This window comes from Variovorax durovernensis, assembly GCF_977011995.1.
Genome location: NZ_CDRNCW010000001.1, coordinates 5184412 through 5198502, shown reverse-complemented (window position 1 = coordinate 5198502; position 14091 = coordinate 5184412). Strand labels below are relative to the sequence as shown.

The 14091-nt window shown below is 69.7% G+C and carries 14 protein-coding genes and 1 pseudogene; 2 read left to right on the top strand and 13 right to left on the bottom strand.

The window, feature by feature from the left end; translation table 11 throughout:
* Nucleotides 1-13: 13 nt before the first annotated feature.
* Complete coding sequence (locus ACWV14_RS24680) at nucleotides 14-907, top strand: LysR family transcriptional regulator (RefSeq protein WP_454904242.1); 894 nt, start codon at nucleotides 14-16, stop codon at nucleotides 905-907.
* Nucleotides 908-913: 6 nt separating this feature from the next.
* Here the strand turns inward: ACWV14_RS24680 and ACWV14_RS24675 are convergent, their stop codons facing one another.
* Together ACWV14_RS24675 and pbpC are read right to left on the bottom strand one after the other, a co-directional pair.
* Entirely contained in the window at nucleotides 914-2380 is a 1467-nt protein-coding gene (locus tag ACWV14_RS24675) for a TPM domain-containing protein (protein WP_454904240.1), read from the bottom strand.
* Nucleotides 2377-4611: a penicillin-binding protein 1C gene (gene pbpC, locus ACWV14_RS24670; RefSeq protein ID WP_454904238.1), complete on the bottom strand. Its 2235-nt coding sequence runs from the start codon at nucleotides 4609-4611 to the stop codon at nucleotides 2377-2379. Before pbpC ends, ACWV14_RS24675 begins: the two co-directional genes overlap by 4 nt.
* A gap of 185 nt (nucleotides 4612-4796) precedes the next feature.
* Here pbpC and ACWV14_RS24665 point away from each other — a divergent pair, with 185 nt between their 5' ends.
* A complete protein-coding gene (locus ACWV14_RS24665; protein WP_454904236.1) occupies nucleotides 4797-5012 on the top strand; it encodes a hypothetical protein in 216 nt (71 codons plus the stop codon).
* A 21-nt stretch (nucleotides 5013-5033) separates the two neighbouring features.
* Here ACWV14_RS24665 and ACWV14_RS24660 read toward each other — a convergent pair.
* The 11 genes and pseudogenes from ACWV14_RS24660 to ACWV14_RS24610 form a co-directional block, all read right to left on the bottom strand.
* Nucleotides 5034-5659 (bottom strand): annotated as a pseudogene (locus ACWV14_RS24660) (LysE family translocator).
* A gap of 52 nt (nucleotides 5660-5711) precedes the next feature.
* A complete protein-coding gene (locus ACWV14_RS24655; protein WP_454904235.1) occupies nucleotides 5712-6113 on the bottom strand; it encodes a GFA family protein in 402 nt (133 codons plus the stop codon).
* A gap of 99 nt (nucleotides 6114-6212) precedes the next feature.
* Complete coding sequence (locus tag ACWV14_RS24650) at nucleotides 6213-6491, bottom strand: DUF2277 domain-containing protein (RefSeq protein ID WP_454904233.1); 279 nt, start codon at nucleotides 6489-6491, stop codon at nucleotides 6213-6215.
* Between the two features lie 34 nt (nucleotides 6492-6525).
* A complete protein-coding gene (locus ACWV14_RS24645) occupies nucleotides 6526-7020 on the bottom strand; it encodes an N-acetyltransferase family protein (RefSeq protein WP_454904232.1) in 495 nt (164 codons plus the stop codon).
* Nucleotides 7017-7619, bottom strand: coding sequence for a GNAT family N-acetyltransferase (locus tag ACWV14_RS24640; protein ID WP_454904230.1), 603 nt, complete (start codon nucleotides 7617-7619; stop codon nucleotides 7017-7019). The genes ACWV14_RS24645 and ACWV14_RS24640 overlap by 4 nt, the downstream gene beginning before the upstream one ends.
* 68 nt (nucleotides 7620-7687) lie before the next feature.
* The gene (locus ACWV14_RS24635; protein ID WP_454904228.1) at nucleotides 7688-9037 is read right to left on the bottom strand and encodes an amidase; all 1350 of its coding nucleotides are present in this window, start codon (nucleotides 9035-9037) and stop codon (nucleotides 7688-7690) included.
* 2 nt (nucleotides 9038-9039) lie between these two features.
* Entirely contained in the window at nucleotides 9040-9753 is a 714-nt protein-coding gene (locus tag ACWV14_RS24630; RefSeq protein WP_454904227.1) for a DUF2848 domain-containing protein, read from the bottom strand.
* Nucleotides 9754-9760: 7 nt separating this feature from the next.
* Entirely contained in the window at nucleotides 9761-11086 is a 1326-nt protein-coding gene (locus ACWV14_RS24625) for an MFS transporter (protein WP_454904226.1), read from the bottom strand.
* A 42-nt stretch (nucleotides 11087-11128) separates the two neighbouring features.
* Nucleotides 11129-11818: a hypothetical protein gene (locus ACWV14_RS24620; RefSeq protein ID WP_454904224.1), complete on the bottom strand. Its 690-nt coding sequence runs from the start codon at nucleotides 11816-11818 to the stop codon at nucleotides 11129-11131.
* A 144-nt stretch (nucleotides 11819-11962) separates the two neighbouring features.
* Nucleotides 11963-12880 carry a LysR family transcriptional regulator gene (locus ACWV14_RS24615; RefSeq protein ID WP_454904222.1) on the bottom strand — a complete coding sequence of 306 codons (918 nt, stop codon included), beginning with the start codon at nucleotides 12878-12880 and terminating at the stop codon, nucleotides 11963-11965.
* Between the two features lie 100 nt (nucleotides 12881-12980).
* Nucleotides 12981-14090 carry a serine hydrolase domain-containing protein gene (locus tag ACWV14_RS24610; protein WP_454904220.1) on the bottom strand — a complete coding sequence of 370 codons (1110 nt, stop codon included), beginning with the start codon at nucleotides 14088-14090 and terminating at the stop codon, nucleotides 12981-12983.
* Nucleotide 14091: the final 1 nt, after the last annotated feature.

Sequence of the window (14091 nt, the reverse complement as noted above, 5' to 3'; positions counted from 1 at the left end):
CGTCGAATCTGAAATGAAGGACTTCTCTTTGTCGGACGTGCGGCTGTTCACGAAAGCCGCGCAGTTGGGGGGACTGACCTCCGCCGCCGATGTGCTGAACGTACCCAAGGCCTCCGCCTCGCGCCAGCTCCAGCGGCTGGAAGCCAAGGTGGGCCATCTGCTGCTGCATCGCGGCTCCGCGCGCTTCGCGCTCACGGAAGAGGGGCGCGAATTCCTGGTGGCCGCGCAGCATGTGCTGACCATCCTCGACGACGTCATGCTCAACCTGTCTTCGGGCGGCAGCGCGGTGACAGGGCGGCTGCGCATCGTGGTGCCGCACTACTACGGCAGGGAACTGCTCATGAGCCACCTGCCGGCATTCATGGCGGACTATCCGCAGCTCGAGGTGGTGGTCGAGACCGGCAACGACCGCGCCGACCTGTTCCGAAACGAGGCCGACGTGGCCATCCGCCGCGGGCGCGACGGCTGCGACGAGCTGGTGGCGCGGCACCTGAAAGACGAGCCGCTGATGCTGTGCGCGGCGCCCGACTACCTGGCGCCGCACCCGGCCATCGAGAGTCTGCAGGACTTCTCCCGGCATGTTTTCCTGACCACCGGCGCGGAGGGGCGCAAGCGGGAGGTCAGCCTCGCGGCCGTCGAAAAGACCCACCGCATACGCGTGGAAAGCGTATTCCAGTCGGACGACCTGGAACTGATCCTGCAATTGGCGCTGTCGTCCCGCGGCATTGCATTGGTGCCGATGTCGCTGGCCCAGCCGCAGCTGGACATGGGGCTGCTGCTGCCGGTGTTGCCGCAGCTGAAGCTCAAGCCGCAGGAAATCAACCTGGTCTACATGCCGTCGCGCCGGAATTCTCCAAAGATCAAGACCTTCGTCGACTACGTCCTGAGCATCTTCAGGTCGTCCTAGCAGGTGCTACCAACTGCCGGAAGCGCCGCCGCCGCTGCTGGAGCCGCCGCTGTCCGAGGACGAGGAACTGCTGTCCGACGAACTGCTGCTGCTGCTCGAGGAACTGCTGCTCCAGCCGCTGTCGCGGTCGTCGTCGTCTCCATTGCCACTGCCGCCGCCGGTGGCGGGGAAGAAGCCGAGCACCAGCGCGATGAAGCTCACCAGCGCCATCAAGAGCCAGATTTCGTCGGGGTCCGGGCCCGGGCGCAGCTGCACGAACGCGAAGCCGATGACGCCGGTCACCAGCGCGAGCCGCACCATGAAGCCGAGCATGCCGCGCTTCCAGTGAACGCGCACGCCCACCACGATCGTCGCGATGCCGATGCCGACGATGCCTGTAGCGAGCACGCCCGCGATGATCCACGGCACCTTGTCGGCGCCCAGGTAGAAGCCGAGGCCGATGAGCCCCGCGATAGCGAGTGCGATGCAGATGAACACGTAGCGCGCGGTCCTGAACCGGCCCGACAGGTAGCCGACCCCGTACATGAAACCCACCGGCATGAAGAGGACGAACGGCATCGCGAGGTTCATCAGCGCCAGCGTCGCGGCCACCGGGCCGGCCGCGAGCAGGCCCAGCACCATCGGCCAGCGCCGCTGCTCGGGCGAGGCGGCCTCGGTCTTCAGATCCGCCCAGAGCGCACCCTCGCGCTGCGCCCGGTGAGCGTCCACGCGCCGGCCCTTGCGGCCCCGCTTGCCGCTGCCTTGCGACACCACGCGCGGCGCGGCAGGGCGCGGCCGGCTTCCGTGCCACACGCCCACGCCAATGGTCCAGAGCATCACCGCGAGCAAGGCCGTGTTGATGCGCGACTGGCTGGACTCGGCCGAGAACGCATCGATCACCCGGTGCAGCAGCGATGACTCCTTGTCGCGCGGCTCGGCCTGCGGCTCTTCATCGACGACCTGCAACTGCGGCGCGCTGATCAGTTCCGACAGCGACTGCACCGCCGCCTTCACGCCGCCCGCGAAGTCACCCTGGCGAAAGCGCGGCGTCATCTCGCCGTCGATGATGCGGGCCGCCTGGATGTCGGTGATGCGGCCTTCCAGGCCCGTGCCGACCTCGATGCGCATGCGGCGGTCTTTCAGCGCCACCAGCAGCAGCACGCCGTCGTTCTCGTCCTGGCGCCCGAGCCTCCATTGCGCGAATACGCGCGTGGCGAACTGTTCGATGGAGTCTTCGCCGGTGGTCGGCACGATCAGCACCGCCAGCTGGGCCTGCGTGCGTTGCTCGATGGCGGAAATGTCTTCGCGCAGGGAGCTGGCGTCGTCGGCGTTCAACGTCTTCGCGAGGTCGACCACGCGCGAGCTCATCGCGGGCACCGGCACCGGCCTGGCCTGCGCGGGAAGGCTCAGCGCGAACGCCGCGGCCACCAGCATCCACGAGGCGACCAGGCGAAGCCAGCCATGCGCAGCGGAATCGGCGAACCCCGCTCTCATCGCTTCGCGCTCTTGGTCACGACCCCCGCGCCGCGCACTTCGATGCGGCGCTGGTCGACCACCTTGCCCGTGCTGTCGACCAGCTCGATCACATGGCGCCCCGGCCAGGGCAGCCATTGCGCGCTGTTGCCGCGCGCGAAATGCTTGCCGTCGATGCGCCACTGCACGCCGCGCCCTTCGGACTCGAAGCGCACGCGCTGGCGCAGCGGCGGAATGTCGGGGTCGACCGCGATGATGGTGCCGTCGGACGGCGCGGTGATGCGCGCCGACGCGGCACTGCCGGCCATGCCGGTGTCGAGTGCGAACAGCGGCTGCTCGGTGCCCTGCAGGAACCACTCGTCGCGCGCGGCCTCCAGCGCGCCGCCGTCGGCGCCGGGACCGAACTCCACATGCGCCTGCACCACGCCGGGCGGCGGCGCGGGCGCGCGGCTGGGTTCGCGCGCGTGCAGGAAACGCATCACCTCGGCCCACACCGGCGCGGCGCCGCTGGTGCCGCTCACGTCCCACATCGACGCGCCGCTGGCATTGCCGACCCACACGCCGACCGTGTAGCGCTGCGACCAGCCCACGGCCCAGTTGTCGCGCATGTCCTTGCTGGTGCCGGTCTTCACGGCGGTCCAGAAGCGGGTGGAGAGGATGCTGTCCAGGCCGAAGGTGCGGGTGCGCGCATTCGGGTCGGAGAGGATGTCGCCGACGATGAAGGCGGCGCCCGCATCGAGCAGGGGCGGCTCGGCGGGCCGGGCCTTGTTGGCCGCAGTGGGTGAAGTGGGTGAAGTGGATGCAGGCCGCGCGGTCAGCGTCGTCGTGCCGTAGCGCCCGCCGTTGGCCAGCATGCGGTAGGCGTTGGTGAGCGACAGCAGCGACACCTCGGCGCTGCCGAGTGCGAGGCTGTAGCCGTAGTAGTCGCCGCTCTCGCGCAGCGGCAGGCCGGCGGCGCGCAGCTCGCGCGCGAAGGCCTCGGGCGACACCATCACCAGCGTGCGCACGGCGGGCACGTTGAGCGAAGCGGCCAGCGCGGTGCGCGCCGACACCGGGCCCTTGAAGCGGCGGTCGTAGTTCTGCGGAATGTAGAGGCCGCTGGCGGTGCTGATCTGCGCCGACGAGTCCTCGATCAGCGATGCGGCGGTGATGCGCCGCTCGGCAATGGCCTGGCCGTAGAGCAGCGGCTTGAGCGTGGAGCCGGGCTGGCGCAGCGCCGTGACGCCGTCGACCTCGGCGGCCTGGCTCAGCGGGCCCGACGAGCCGACCCATGCGAGCACTTCGCCGGTGGCGTTGTCGAGCACCACGAGCGCCCCGTCTTCGACGTGGCGGTCGCGCAGCTCGCGCAGGTGGCGCTGCAGCGTGTCGAGCGCAAAGCGCTGCAGCGGCGCGCGCAGCGTGGTGCGCACGCCGGCTTCCACCTTCGCATCTTTCGCATCCTTCACTTCGCGCAGCACACGCCGCGCCGCATGCGGCGCGATGCCCTCGTTCGGCTCGAAGGCCCGGCGCTGCACGGCGGCGCTCGTGAACATGTCCAGCGCCTCGCAGTCGACCTTCTGCTGAGGCTCCATGGTGCGCAGCACGTCGCAGGCGCGTTGCGCCACCAGCGCTGGCTTGGCATTGGGCGCACGCACCAGCGCCGAGGCCACTGCCGCCTCGCGCGCATCGAGCCCGCTCGGCGCCTTGCCGAACAGCGTGCGCGAAAGCGCGTCGATGCCCACGATCTCGCCGCGAAACGGCACGGTGTTCAGGTACGCCTCCAGGATCTGGTCTTTGCGCCAGTTGCGCTCGAGCTGCGCGGCGGCCACCGTCTGGCCGATCTTCTGCGTGAAGCTGCGGCCGCCCGATGCGCGCCGCAGGTCGTCGTCGAGCAGGCCGGAGAGCTGCATGGTGATGGTCGAGGCGCCGCGCGTGCGCGTGTTCCACAGGTTGCCCCAGGCCGCGGCCGACACGGCGCGCCAGTCGATGCCGCTGTGTTCGTAGAAGCGCTTGTCCTCGCTCAGCACCATGGCCGTGCGCAGGGCCGGCGACACGTCGGCCAGCGGCGTCCATTGGCCGCGCCGCACGGTGGGGTCGGTGCGTACGCGCTGCAGCAGTTCGCCGTTGCGGTCGAGCACGGCCGTGTCGGACGAGCGGAAGTCGCGCTTCACTTCCTCGAAGCTCACGAGGGCCAGCGCAGGTTGCGCGCAAACCGCCGCGAGCAGGACGAAGGCCAGGGCCTTTCGGTCGAAGGAAGAGGGCGCGAACTGCATGAAAGAGAGCGTCGTTTCGGAAAGTATGTGGCGGTGACATTCTCCGCGAAGCACCTCGGGGTGCCGGCCTACCCGGGGACGGGGTGCGTGCCGCATGGCGGGGGCGCGCGCTTCATTCCAAAGTTCCCACATCCCGGCTTGCAGGAGGCGACGCCGGTTCCACGAACATTACTAGGAGAGCTTTCATGGCAACGAAGACACTGGCGCTGCTACTGGCCGCCTCGGCCATCCTGGCCGGCTGCGTAACCCCGGTCTATGACCGCCCGCCGCCGCCGCGCCCACATGCCGGCGACCGTGATCGCGACCGCGACGGCGTGCCGAACCGATACGACCGCGACAGGGACGGCGACGGTGTGCCCAACCGCTACGACAGCGCGCCGAACAATCCGTACCGCAACTGACGCAACCGGGCTTGCGCCGCCTCAGCCGGGCCTGCGCGCCATCAGCGCCCAGATGCCCGCCGCGCTCAGCAGCGAACCGCCCGCAAGGTTGAAGCGCCGTTGTGCGCGCGGCGACGACAGCAGCCTGCGCGCCGAGGCCGCGAACACCGCATAGAGCGTGGCGTTGGTCGCAGCCAGCGCGACGAAGGTGAGGGCCAGCACCCACATCTGGCGCGTGACGTCCACCGACGGGCTGATGAACTGCGGCAGGAAGGCCACGAAGAACACGATGCCCTTGGGGTTGAGTGCCGTCACAGATAGGTGTTAGCGAACAGCCGCCAGTGTGAGACCGGGGCGGCCGGCTTGGCGAGTTCGCTCGGCGAGATGCCGGCGCGCAGCAGCTTGATGCCCAGGTACAGCAGATACAGGCCGCCTGCCCACTTCACCACCGTGAACCAGAAGGCCGAGGCCGAGAGCAGCGCGCCCAGGCCCAGCAGCGACACCACCAGCGCGGTCGAGTCGCCCAGCGCCACAGCGGCCACCAGCGGCACGTTGGCGCGGCGGCCGTGCGACATCGAATAGCTGATGACCGTGAGGATGGTCGGCCCCGGGATGATCAGCAGGACGATGGAGGCCGCGACGAAGGCGAGCCAGAGTTCGATGGGCATGTGCTTGTCTCCTGATGGTTGTTGTGATGATTGTGGAAGGCCAGGCTCCGGCTCAGCTTCCGATGGCCGTTCGCGCGACGTGCCAGGTGCCCCGGTGCCCGTCCACGTAGCTGATGGGCGAGTTGGCCAGGTCGTCCAGGTCCACGTCGTCCAGGCAGGTCACGTTCACGCCGTAGGCGCTCGCGCCGGTCTCGGGCGAATGGCCCACGCCGAAGGAACGCACGCTGCAGTGCCTGCAGACGATGTAGTGGCTGTTGCGGGTGTCGAGCATCTGCTCGCTGAGCTCGGATTCGCCCTCCAGCAGCCGGAAGGCGTCGGTCGCGACGATGGCGGGCCAGAAGCGGGTCTGGGTGCAGATGGCGCAATTGCACCGAAGGGTGCCCAGGCTGATGTCGATGTCGGCTTCGAATCGCACGGCGCCGCAGTGGCAGCCGCCGGTGTAGGTCTTTTTCATGTGCTTGTTCGCTGCTCCCGATCGATTGGAGCGGCCGGCAAACACAATATCAAATGCCGCGCCGGCGGGCAGCGGCGGGGCTTTTCCCTTCCCCGGTCGCTAGCCGGGCACGGCGCCGAACCGGGCCGCCGAGCGGGCCCTGGCGCGCCCGGCCTCGACCTCGCGGTCTTTGGGCTCGGCCGTGGTGACCATCGATTCGAGCAGCCGCGCCGCGGTCGCCGCCACCTCTTCGACCGCGCGCTCGAAGGCTTCCTCGTTGGCCTTCGACGGTATGCTGAAGCCGCTGAGCTTGCGCACGAACTGCAGCGCGGCGGCGCGGATTTCCTGCTCGGTGGCGGGGGGCTCGAAGTTGTAGAGGGTCTTGATGCTGCGGCACATGGGCGCTCTCCGTTCGATGACGACGCGGTCCAGTCTAGCGAAGCAGGGCCATCGCGTGGGCGTCGTGATAGACGCCGTCGATCAGGCTGGCGCGACGCACGATGCCTTCATGCTCGAAGCCGAGCCGCTCGTACAGCGCCTTGGCATTGAGGTTGTCCGCGCGCACGTTCAGCGCAATGCGGGTCAGCCCGCGTGCCCACGACTTGTCGATGGCAGCCTGCAGCAGCTTCGCGCCCAGGCCCTGGCTGCGCGCCTCGGGCAACAGCGCGATGCCCAGTACGCCGATGTGCGCCCGCGAATGCCCGAACACCGGCGACACGTCGCACCAGCCGACGACCCTGCCGCCGTCCACCGCCACGAAGTGCGGGAAGTCGCTGGCGATCACATTCCGGTAAAAGGCGATCGATTGCGCCAGCGGCGGCGCCTCGGTCAGCGCAAGGTACTTGTGCTCGCGGGCGACGACATCGAGCGCGCGGTGCAAGCTCTCGAAATGCGATTCGGTGGTGGGGACGACGACGGCCTGGCTCATGGCCTGGGCCCCTGCGATGCGTGGAAGCGGGCCTCGAGCCGGGCCTTCACCTCCGGCCACTCGTCGTCGATGATGCTGAAGCGCACCGAGTTGCGCTTGCGGCCGTCCGGCATGATGCGCTCGTGGCGCACGATGCCTTCCTGCTTCGCGCCCAGCCGCAAGATGGCCGCGCGCGATTTCGCGTTGATCTCGTCGGTGGTGAACTGCACGCGCACGCATTGCAGTTCCTCGAAGGCATGGCGCAGCATCAGCAGCTTGGCCTCGGTGTTGACGAAGGTCTTCTGCCAGGATGCCGAGATCCAGGTGCTGCCGATCTCGAGCTTGCGGTTGATCCGGTCGATCTTCCAGAAGCGCGTGGAGCCGATCACGCGGCCGGTCTCGCGGACCACGGTAGCGAACGGCATCACGGTGCCGGCGGTGCGGCCGTCGAGGGCGTTGCCGACATAGGCATCGACCGTCTCGGCCGAAGGAACCACGGTGAACGGCAGATTCCAGAGTTCGCCGTCGGCGGCGGCATCGACAAGGGCGGCCGCGTCGGATGCGAGCAGCGGGCGAAGAAGGATCCGGGGGCCGGCAAGGGTGGGCTGTGGTTGCGACATGCGCAAGACCATAGCCGATGAAGGCCCGGCGGACCTGACTCGCCGGTCGTGCAACCCGGCGTCCGAGGCTACCGCTGCTGCGCCGACAAGGCGGCCTCCACCGCCAGCGCCACCGCTGCCAGCCGGGCATCGTCGCCGCGCACCGAGGCCAGCATCAGACCCACCGGCAGTTCGCCCGGCGCATGGCAGGGCAGGCTGAAGGCGCAGCCGTCGAGCAGGTTGACAGCGAAGGTGTTGCGCAGCAGCAGTCCGTTGACCTTGAAGAAGGCCGCGTCCTCAGCCAGCGCGGCGATGGGCGGTGCGACGATGGGCACGGTCGGGCACACGAGGGCGTCGAAGCCTTCGATGGCGTGCTCGACACGGCCGATCCAGTCGCGACGGCGGTCCTGCATGGCGATGTAGTCGGCGGCGCGCACCTCGGTGCCCAGCGCAATGCGCGCTGCCACGCGGGCGTCGAAGCCGTCGCGCTTCGCGGCGAAGCGCTCGCGGTGCACGGCCGAGGCCTCGACGGGCGAGAAGCCGCCGGGCGCGTTGACGGTCGCGATCTCGGCGAGTTCGGCCAGCGTGATGTCCACCACCTGCGCGCCGGCCTTCGACAGCGTCTGCAATGCGCGATCGAAGGCGCCAGCCACCGCCGGCTCGATGTCGTCGAACATCAGCGTGCGCGGCACCGCGAGGCGCATGCCCTGCAGCGGACGCCGGCGCACCGCCAGCGGCGTGTCGGCAATGGCGGCGTCCACCGTCAGGCAGTCTTCCACGCTGCGAGCCATGGCGCAGACGGTGTCGAGCGAGCGCGCGAGTTCGAAGGCGCCGGTGCGCGGCACGCGCGACTGCGTGCTCTTGAAGCCGACGAGTCCGCACAGCGCGGCGGGAATGCGGATCGAGCCGCCGGTGTCCGAGCCCAGCCCGGCCACCGCGAGGCCGAGCGCCACGGACACCGCCGCGCCGGAAGACGAGCCGCCCGGGATGCGCGGCGTTTGCGCGTCGGCCGGGTTGTGCGGCGTGCCGTGGTGCGGGTTGATGCCCACGCCGGAGAACGCGAACTCGGTCATGTTGGTCTTGCCTACGATGGCCGCGCCCTGCGTGCGCAGCCGTGCGACGGAGACCGCGTCATGCTCGGCCGCAGGCTCGCCCGCGCACACGGCGGAGCCGGCCATGGTGGTCTCGCCGGCGATGTCGTAGAGATCCTTGACCGACACGGGCAGGCCTGCGAGCGGACCGAGCTCGATGCTGGCCTTGCGCGCCGCATCGGCATGGCGCGCGGCGGCGAGTGCCCCATCGGCATAGAGCCGAGTGAACACATGCCGCGCGGCGGGCTGCGCGGCCGCTTCGAGCACCTGCTCGACCAGCGCTTCATGCGACAGCTCGCCGCCTGCGATGCGTGCGCGCAAGGAGGAAATGGTGAAGTCGTCGTTCATCGTCAGGCCACCACGGGCAGTGCTTCGACCGCATAGCGATGCACGATGCGCCGCCGCAGCAGCGGGTCGTGCAGTTCGATTTCCATCTGCGCGGCGGGGCGGATGCCTTCGCCCTTCGCGTTGGGCAGCGCGCCGAGCGTGCCGCAGGTCATGAACAGGCCTTCGGGTGCGTCTTTGGCATGGGCCATGCCTTCGCGCAGCGCCGCCAGCGGACGGATCGATGCCAGCGTGCCGCGCTGGTAGTCGACCCAGCGGCCGTCCTCGAAGATGCGCGAGCGCAGCTCGAGCGTGTCCTGGTGCGCCTCGATGTCGGACCAGCGCCAGGCGGTCTCGGCCACCGGCTTGGCGCACATCTGCTTCGACACGGCGACCGAGTAGCTCTCCACATGGCGGTCGGTGTGGTCCGAGGCCACGCTCAGCCACCACTCGCCGTGCGAGAAGAAGAACACCGGCTCGGCCTCGCCCGAGCTCTGGTCGCCCAGCGCCTCGATAGTTGGCGACTGCGTCAGCAGTTGCGTGGCGACGCGGTAGTACAGCGGCACGCTCGACGGGCGCGGCACGCCGAGCGCGGCCAGTTCCTCGATGTGGTGTTCGATGGCCGCGACGTCGCGGCCGGTCCAGCCGGCCACCACCAGCGCGCTGGGCGCGACGGTGTGCAGGGCGGTGGTGCGGGTGCCGTCGGCTTCGACGGCTTCGCAGGCAAAACGCAAGCTCATGCGCACCTCAGTTTTCCAGCGGGCGCTTGGCGGTCTCGCGCGCCACCACCAGGGCGACCAGCGTGACGCCCAGCGCGGCCACCACGTACAGCGACACGGCCACCGTGCTGCCCCACGACTTGAACAGGCTGGCGATGATCAGCGGCGCGAAGCCGCCGCCCACGATGCCTGCCAGCGTGTAGGCCAGCGAGGCGCCGGCGTAGCGCACGCGGCCGGGGAACTGCTCGGTCACGAAGGCGGCCTGCGGGCCGTACATCATCGCGTGGATCAGCAGGCCCACCACCACCGCCGCGCAGATGGCGACCGGGTGCGCGCTGTCCATCAGCACGAAGAACACGAAGGCCCACACCATGCCCAGCAACGCGCCGGCAATGTAGACCGGGCGGCGGCCGATGCGGTCCGACAGGCTGCCGAACCACGGCACCGCAATCGCGTTGCAGGCCGCGCCGATCATCGTGGCGGTGAGCGCCAGCGGACGCGACAGGTGCAGCACCGTCGTCACGTAGGTCAGGGTGAACACCACCACCAGCGCATACAGCACGTCGGAGCCGATGCGCGAGCCGCCGGCCACCAGCAGGCGGCGCCAGTGCTGCGTGAGCACTTCCTTGATGGGCGTCTTGGCGGTGGCCTTCTTTTCTTCCATCTCGCGGAACACCGGCGTCTCGTCGACCCCGCGGCGCAGCCACAGGCCGAACAGCACCAGCGCGACGCTGGAGATGAACGGAATGCGCCAGCCCCAGCTCTGGAAGTCTTCAGGGCTCAGCCAGGCCGACACGATGGCGATGAAGCCGGTGCCGATCAGCGTGCCGCACGACGGGCCGACCTGCGTGAACGAGGCATTGCGGCCGCGCTCGTCGGGCTTGCCGTGCTCCATCGACAGCAGCACCGCGCCGGCCCATTCGCCGCCGAGCGCCACGCCCTGCACGAAGCGCAGCGCAACCAGCGCCACGGGCGCCCAGATGCCCCAGGCCGCGTAGGTGGGCAGCAGGCCCATGAGGCCGGTGGACACGCCCATGATGACCAGCGTGGCCACCAGCACGAAGCGCCGGCCCAGCCGGTCGCCGAGGTGGCCGAACACCACGCCGCCCAGCGGGCGCGAGATGTAGCCGACCGCGTAGGTCGAGAAGGCCAGGATGGTGCCGGTCAGCGGGTCGAACGACGGGAAGAACACCGCGTTGAAGACCAGCGCCGCCATGATGTTGTAGACGGTGAAGTCGTACCACTCCAGCGTGGTGCCGATGGAGCTGGCCATGGCCAGCCGGCCCATCTTGGCGGACGGCGCATCGGGCGCGGTGCCGGAGGCGGCCGGCGTGGGAAGAACATGTTCGGTCATGGAGATACCTTTGTTCGGTGAAGACATGAAAGTCGGATCGGGTCAGCGCAGCTCGGCCGCGCTCAGCTTCCAGCCGAGCGCGAGCAGCCAGCCGGTGGCGGGGTCGGCGTCGAGCGCGGCGGCGGCCGTGGCGCGCGCGGCGCGGGCGGCGTCGGCGCTGCTGGTCTCGATCACCAGCATCGGCTGCAGCACGCGGCCTTCTGTGGCTTCGCGCGGCAGCGGCGTGCTGAGCGTGGCGTCGGGCACGAGCAGGTACGACTGCACGAAACCTGCCTGCTCTGCCAGCTGGCGGCCGGCGCGTTCCGCCCCAGCCACCGGCGCCTGTGTGTCGGCGGCCACGGGCAGCGGCAGCACCACGGCATGGCTGCCGCTGCCGAAGCCGGTGACGGCCTGCACGGCGCACACGCGGCGAATCGGCTGGCGCATGCGGTCGAGGTTGGCCACCGACCAGGGCGTCTGCTTCTCGAACGCGGCGCGGTAGCCGGCGGAGCGGAACACGGCCAGCGATTCGGTGCGGTACAGGCCCAGGTACTTGCGTCCGCCCTCGAGCGAGAAGTAGCGCGCGCCCGACAGGAAGCCGGGAATGCGCACGCGCTCTTCCACATGCTCGCGGTCGTACCAGCGGTTGAAGTCGGCGTCGTCGGCGGGGTCGACGTCGGAGGCGACGAACAGCAGGCCGTTGATGTTCGCCGTGGCGTTTTCAGGGGAGAGTAGGGAGTCGCTTGCAGTCATGGCGGCACAGGGGCGGGCGGGCCTTCGAAAAATGAAGGCGCGATCTTCCGCCGCAGTGCCGTGCTGTCACAAACGAGTTTTTCTGGGCGGCAGCCACAAGAATTACTGGCCCCCTCATGGGGCGCGAATGCGCTGTTTTGAGGGTTAACCCTCTGTCGTTCCGCGCCAGGTTGGTGCGACGGCGGAGGCCGTGAACTGGTCGGACGCGCGGCAGGCCAGCTCGGCCACGAGGCGGATGGCGTCGGAATCGGCCGCTTCCAGGTGGCTCACCACCAGCCGCTGCGGCGAGATGAGCGCGTCGCATTCGACGATGCGCACGTCGCCGGCGGCCACGTACTCGTACACCGGCGGCAGCGGCACAAGCGCGTTGCCGAAGCCCGCCTTCACCAGCCGCGCCAGCGCGGAGATCGAGCTCACGCAGTGCACCTTGCCCAGCGGAATGCCGACGGAGCGGTAGAGGTTCTTCAGCGCCTCGTGCGGCTGCGAGCCGGGGCTCATGGTCAGCACGGGCTGGCGCAGCAGCTGGTCGACGGTCTGCACCGGCTCCGCACCCGGCGCGCCGACCCAGCCCATGGGCATCGGCAGGCAGGGCGTGCTGACGATGCCCGCACCGGCGATGTGGTCGGTCTGCAGGGCGATGTCGAGTGCGCCTTCGCGCAGGCCGCGATGCAGCGCCAGTGTGGTCTCGGAGGTCAGCTGCACCTCGATGCCCGGATAGGTGGAGCGCAGGTTGGTGAGAAAGCCCAGCAGCCAGGTGTGCACCACAGTCTCGATGGCGCCGATGCGCACGAGGCCGAGGATGTCTTCGCGCGGACGCCCGAGAGAGACGATCTCGCGGCGCAGCTCGAGCAGCCGCTCGCCGTAGTCCATGAGCCGCACGCCGACCGGGGTGAGCCGCAGCTCGCGCGCGTCGCGTTCGAACAGGCGCGCGCCGATGTCTTCTTCGAGGGAGGCGACGCGGTTGGACACGGCCGCCTGCGTGATGTGGAGCCGGTCGCTGGCAGCGCGGAAGCTGCCCAGCCGCGCGGCCCAGAGGAAGGCTTCGACAAATCTTGTGTTCATGAGGGCACCTCCGGGCATTTTGCCGGTATTAGGTCCGGCGGTGCGCTGAGGGCCCTCATGGCTGACCCGCAAGCGCCGTGAGGCGAAACGGGCGTTCCGGTCAGCGCGAGGATCGGCGCCTGGCGGGTGCCGGCGGCGGCAGGGTGATGTCGTCCGCCATGCGCGCCGCTCCGGCCGACGCATTGCTGGCCACCATCACCGCGGCCTCCTGCGTGGCCGGCGCGAACACCAGCAGCGCGCGATAGCCGCCGGTCTGGCCTGTATGGAAATAGAGCCTGCGTCCGGCGTTCTCGCGGATGCGCACGGCGTAGCCCAGCTCGTAGATGTCGCTGTGGCCCTGCGGGGTGAGCGCGCGTTCCGCCGCGGCGCCCAGCGGACCCTTGCGACCGGCCATGAGCGCACGCGCGAACACCAGCAGGTCGGCGGCCGTGGAGCGCAACGCGCCGGCACCCGCCAGTGCATCGAAGTCCCATGGCGCGCGCGGTGTGCTGTCCTCGTAGCCGGGCGCCAGGCGGCCGGTCTCGGGGCCGAGGTGCTGCATCGTGTCCTTCATGCCCAGCCGCACGGCGATGTTCTCCTGCACCAGAATTTCCCAGGGCTTGCCGTAGCGGTCCGCAAGCACCTGCCCGAGCAGGCCGAGGCCCAGGCTGCTGTAGGGGCCGTTGCAGGGCGGCACCCGGTCGAGCCTGAGCGTCGACAGGCCAGTGAGCAACCGCGCGCGATCGGTATGCGCGAACGGGTTGCCGCCATCGGCAACCGGGGAGGCCGGCAGCATGCCGGGCAGGCAACCCGTGTGCGTGACCAGTTGGCGAAGCGTGATGCCCGCGGTCTCCCGCGGCAGCGTCGCCTGGCCGGCCAGCAGCGTGCCGAGCGTGTCGTCGAGCGACAGGTCGCCGCGCTCGACCGCCTGCGCCAGCAGCACGCCCGTGAAGAGCTTGCTGATCGAGCCGACTTCGAAGATCGGCTGGCCATCGGCGGCGATCTCCCGGACCGGGCCCGCCTGCGCGACGCTGTTGCGCTGCATCGCGAAGCGTGTTTCGCCCTGGCGCAATACGCCGACCACGATGCTGCCGGGCGCGTCGCGCATCACGTGTGCGGCGATCTCGGCCGGCGGCGTGGCGAAGCTCAGCGGCTCGGCTTGCGCGCAGGCCGCGGTTAGCAATGGAGCAAATGTGGCAATGGCCCATGCGATGAGGTGAAGGTGGCGCATG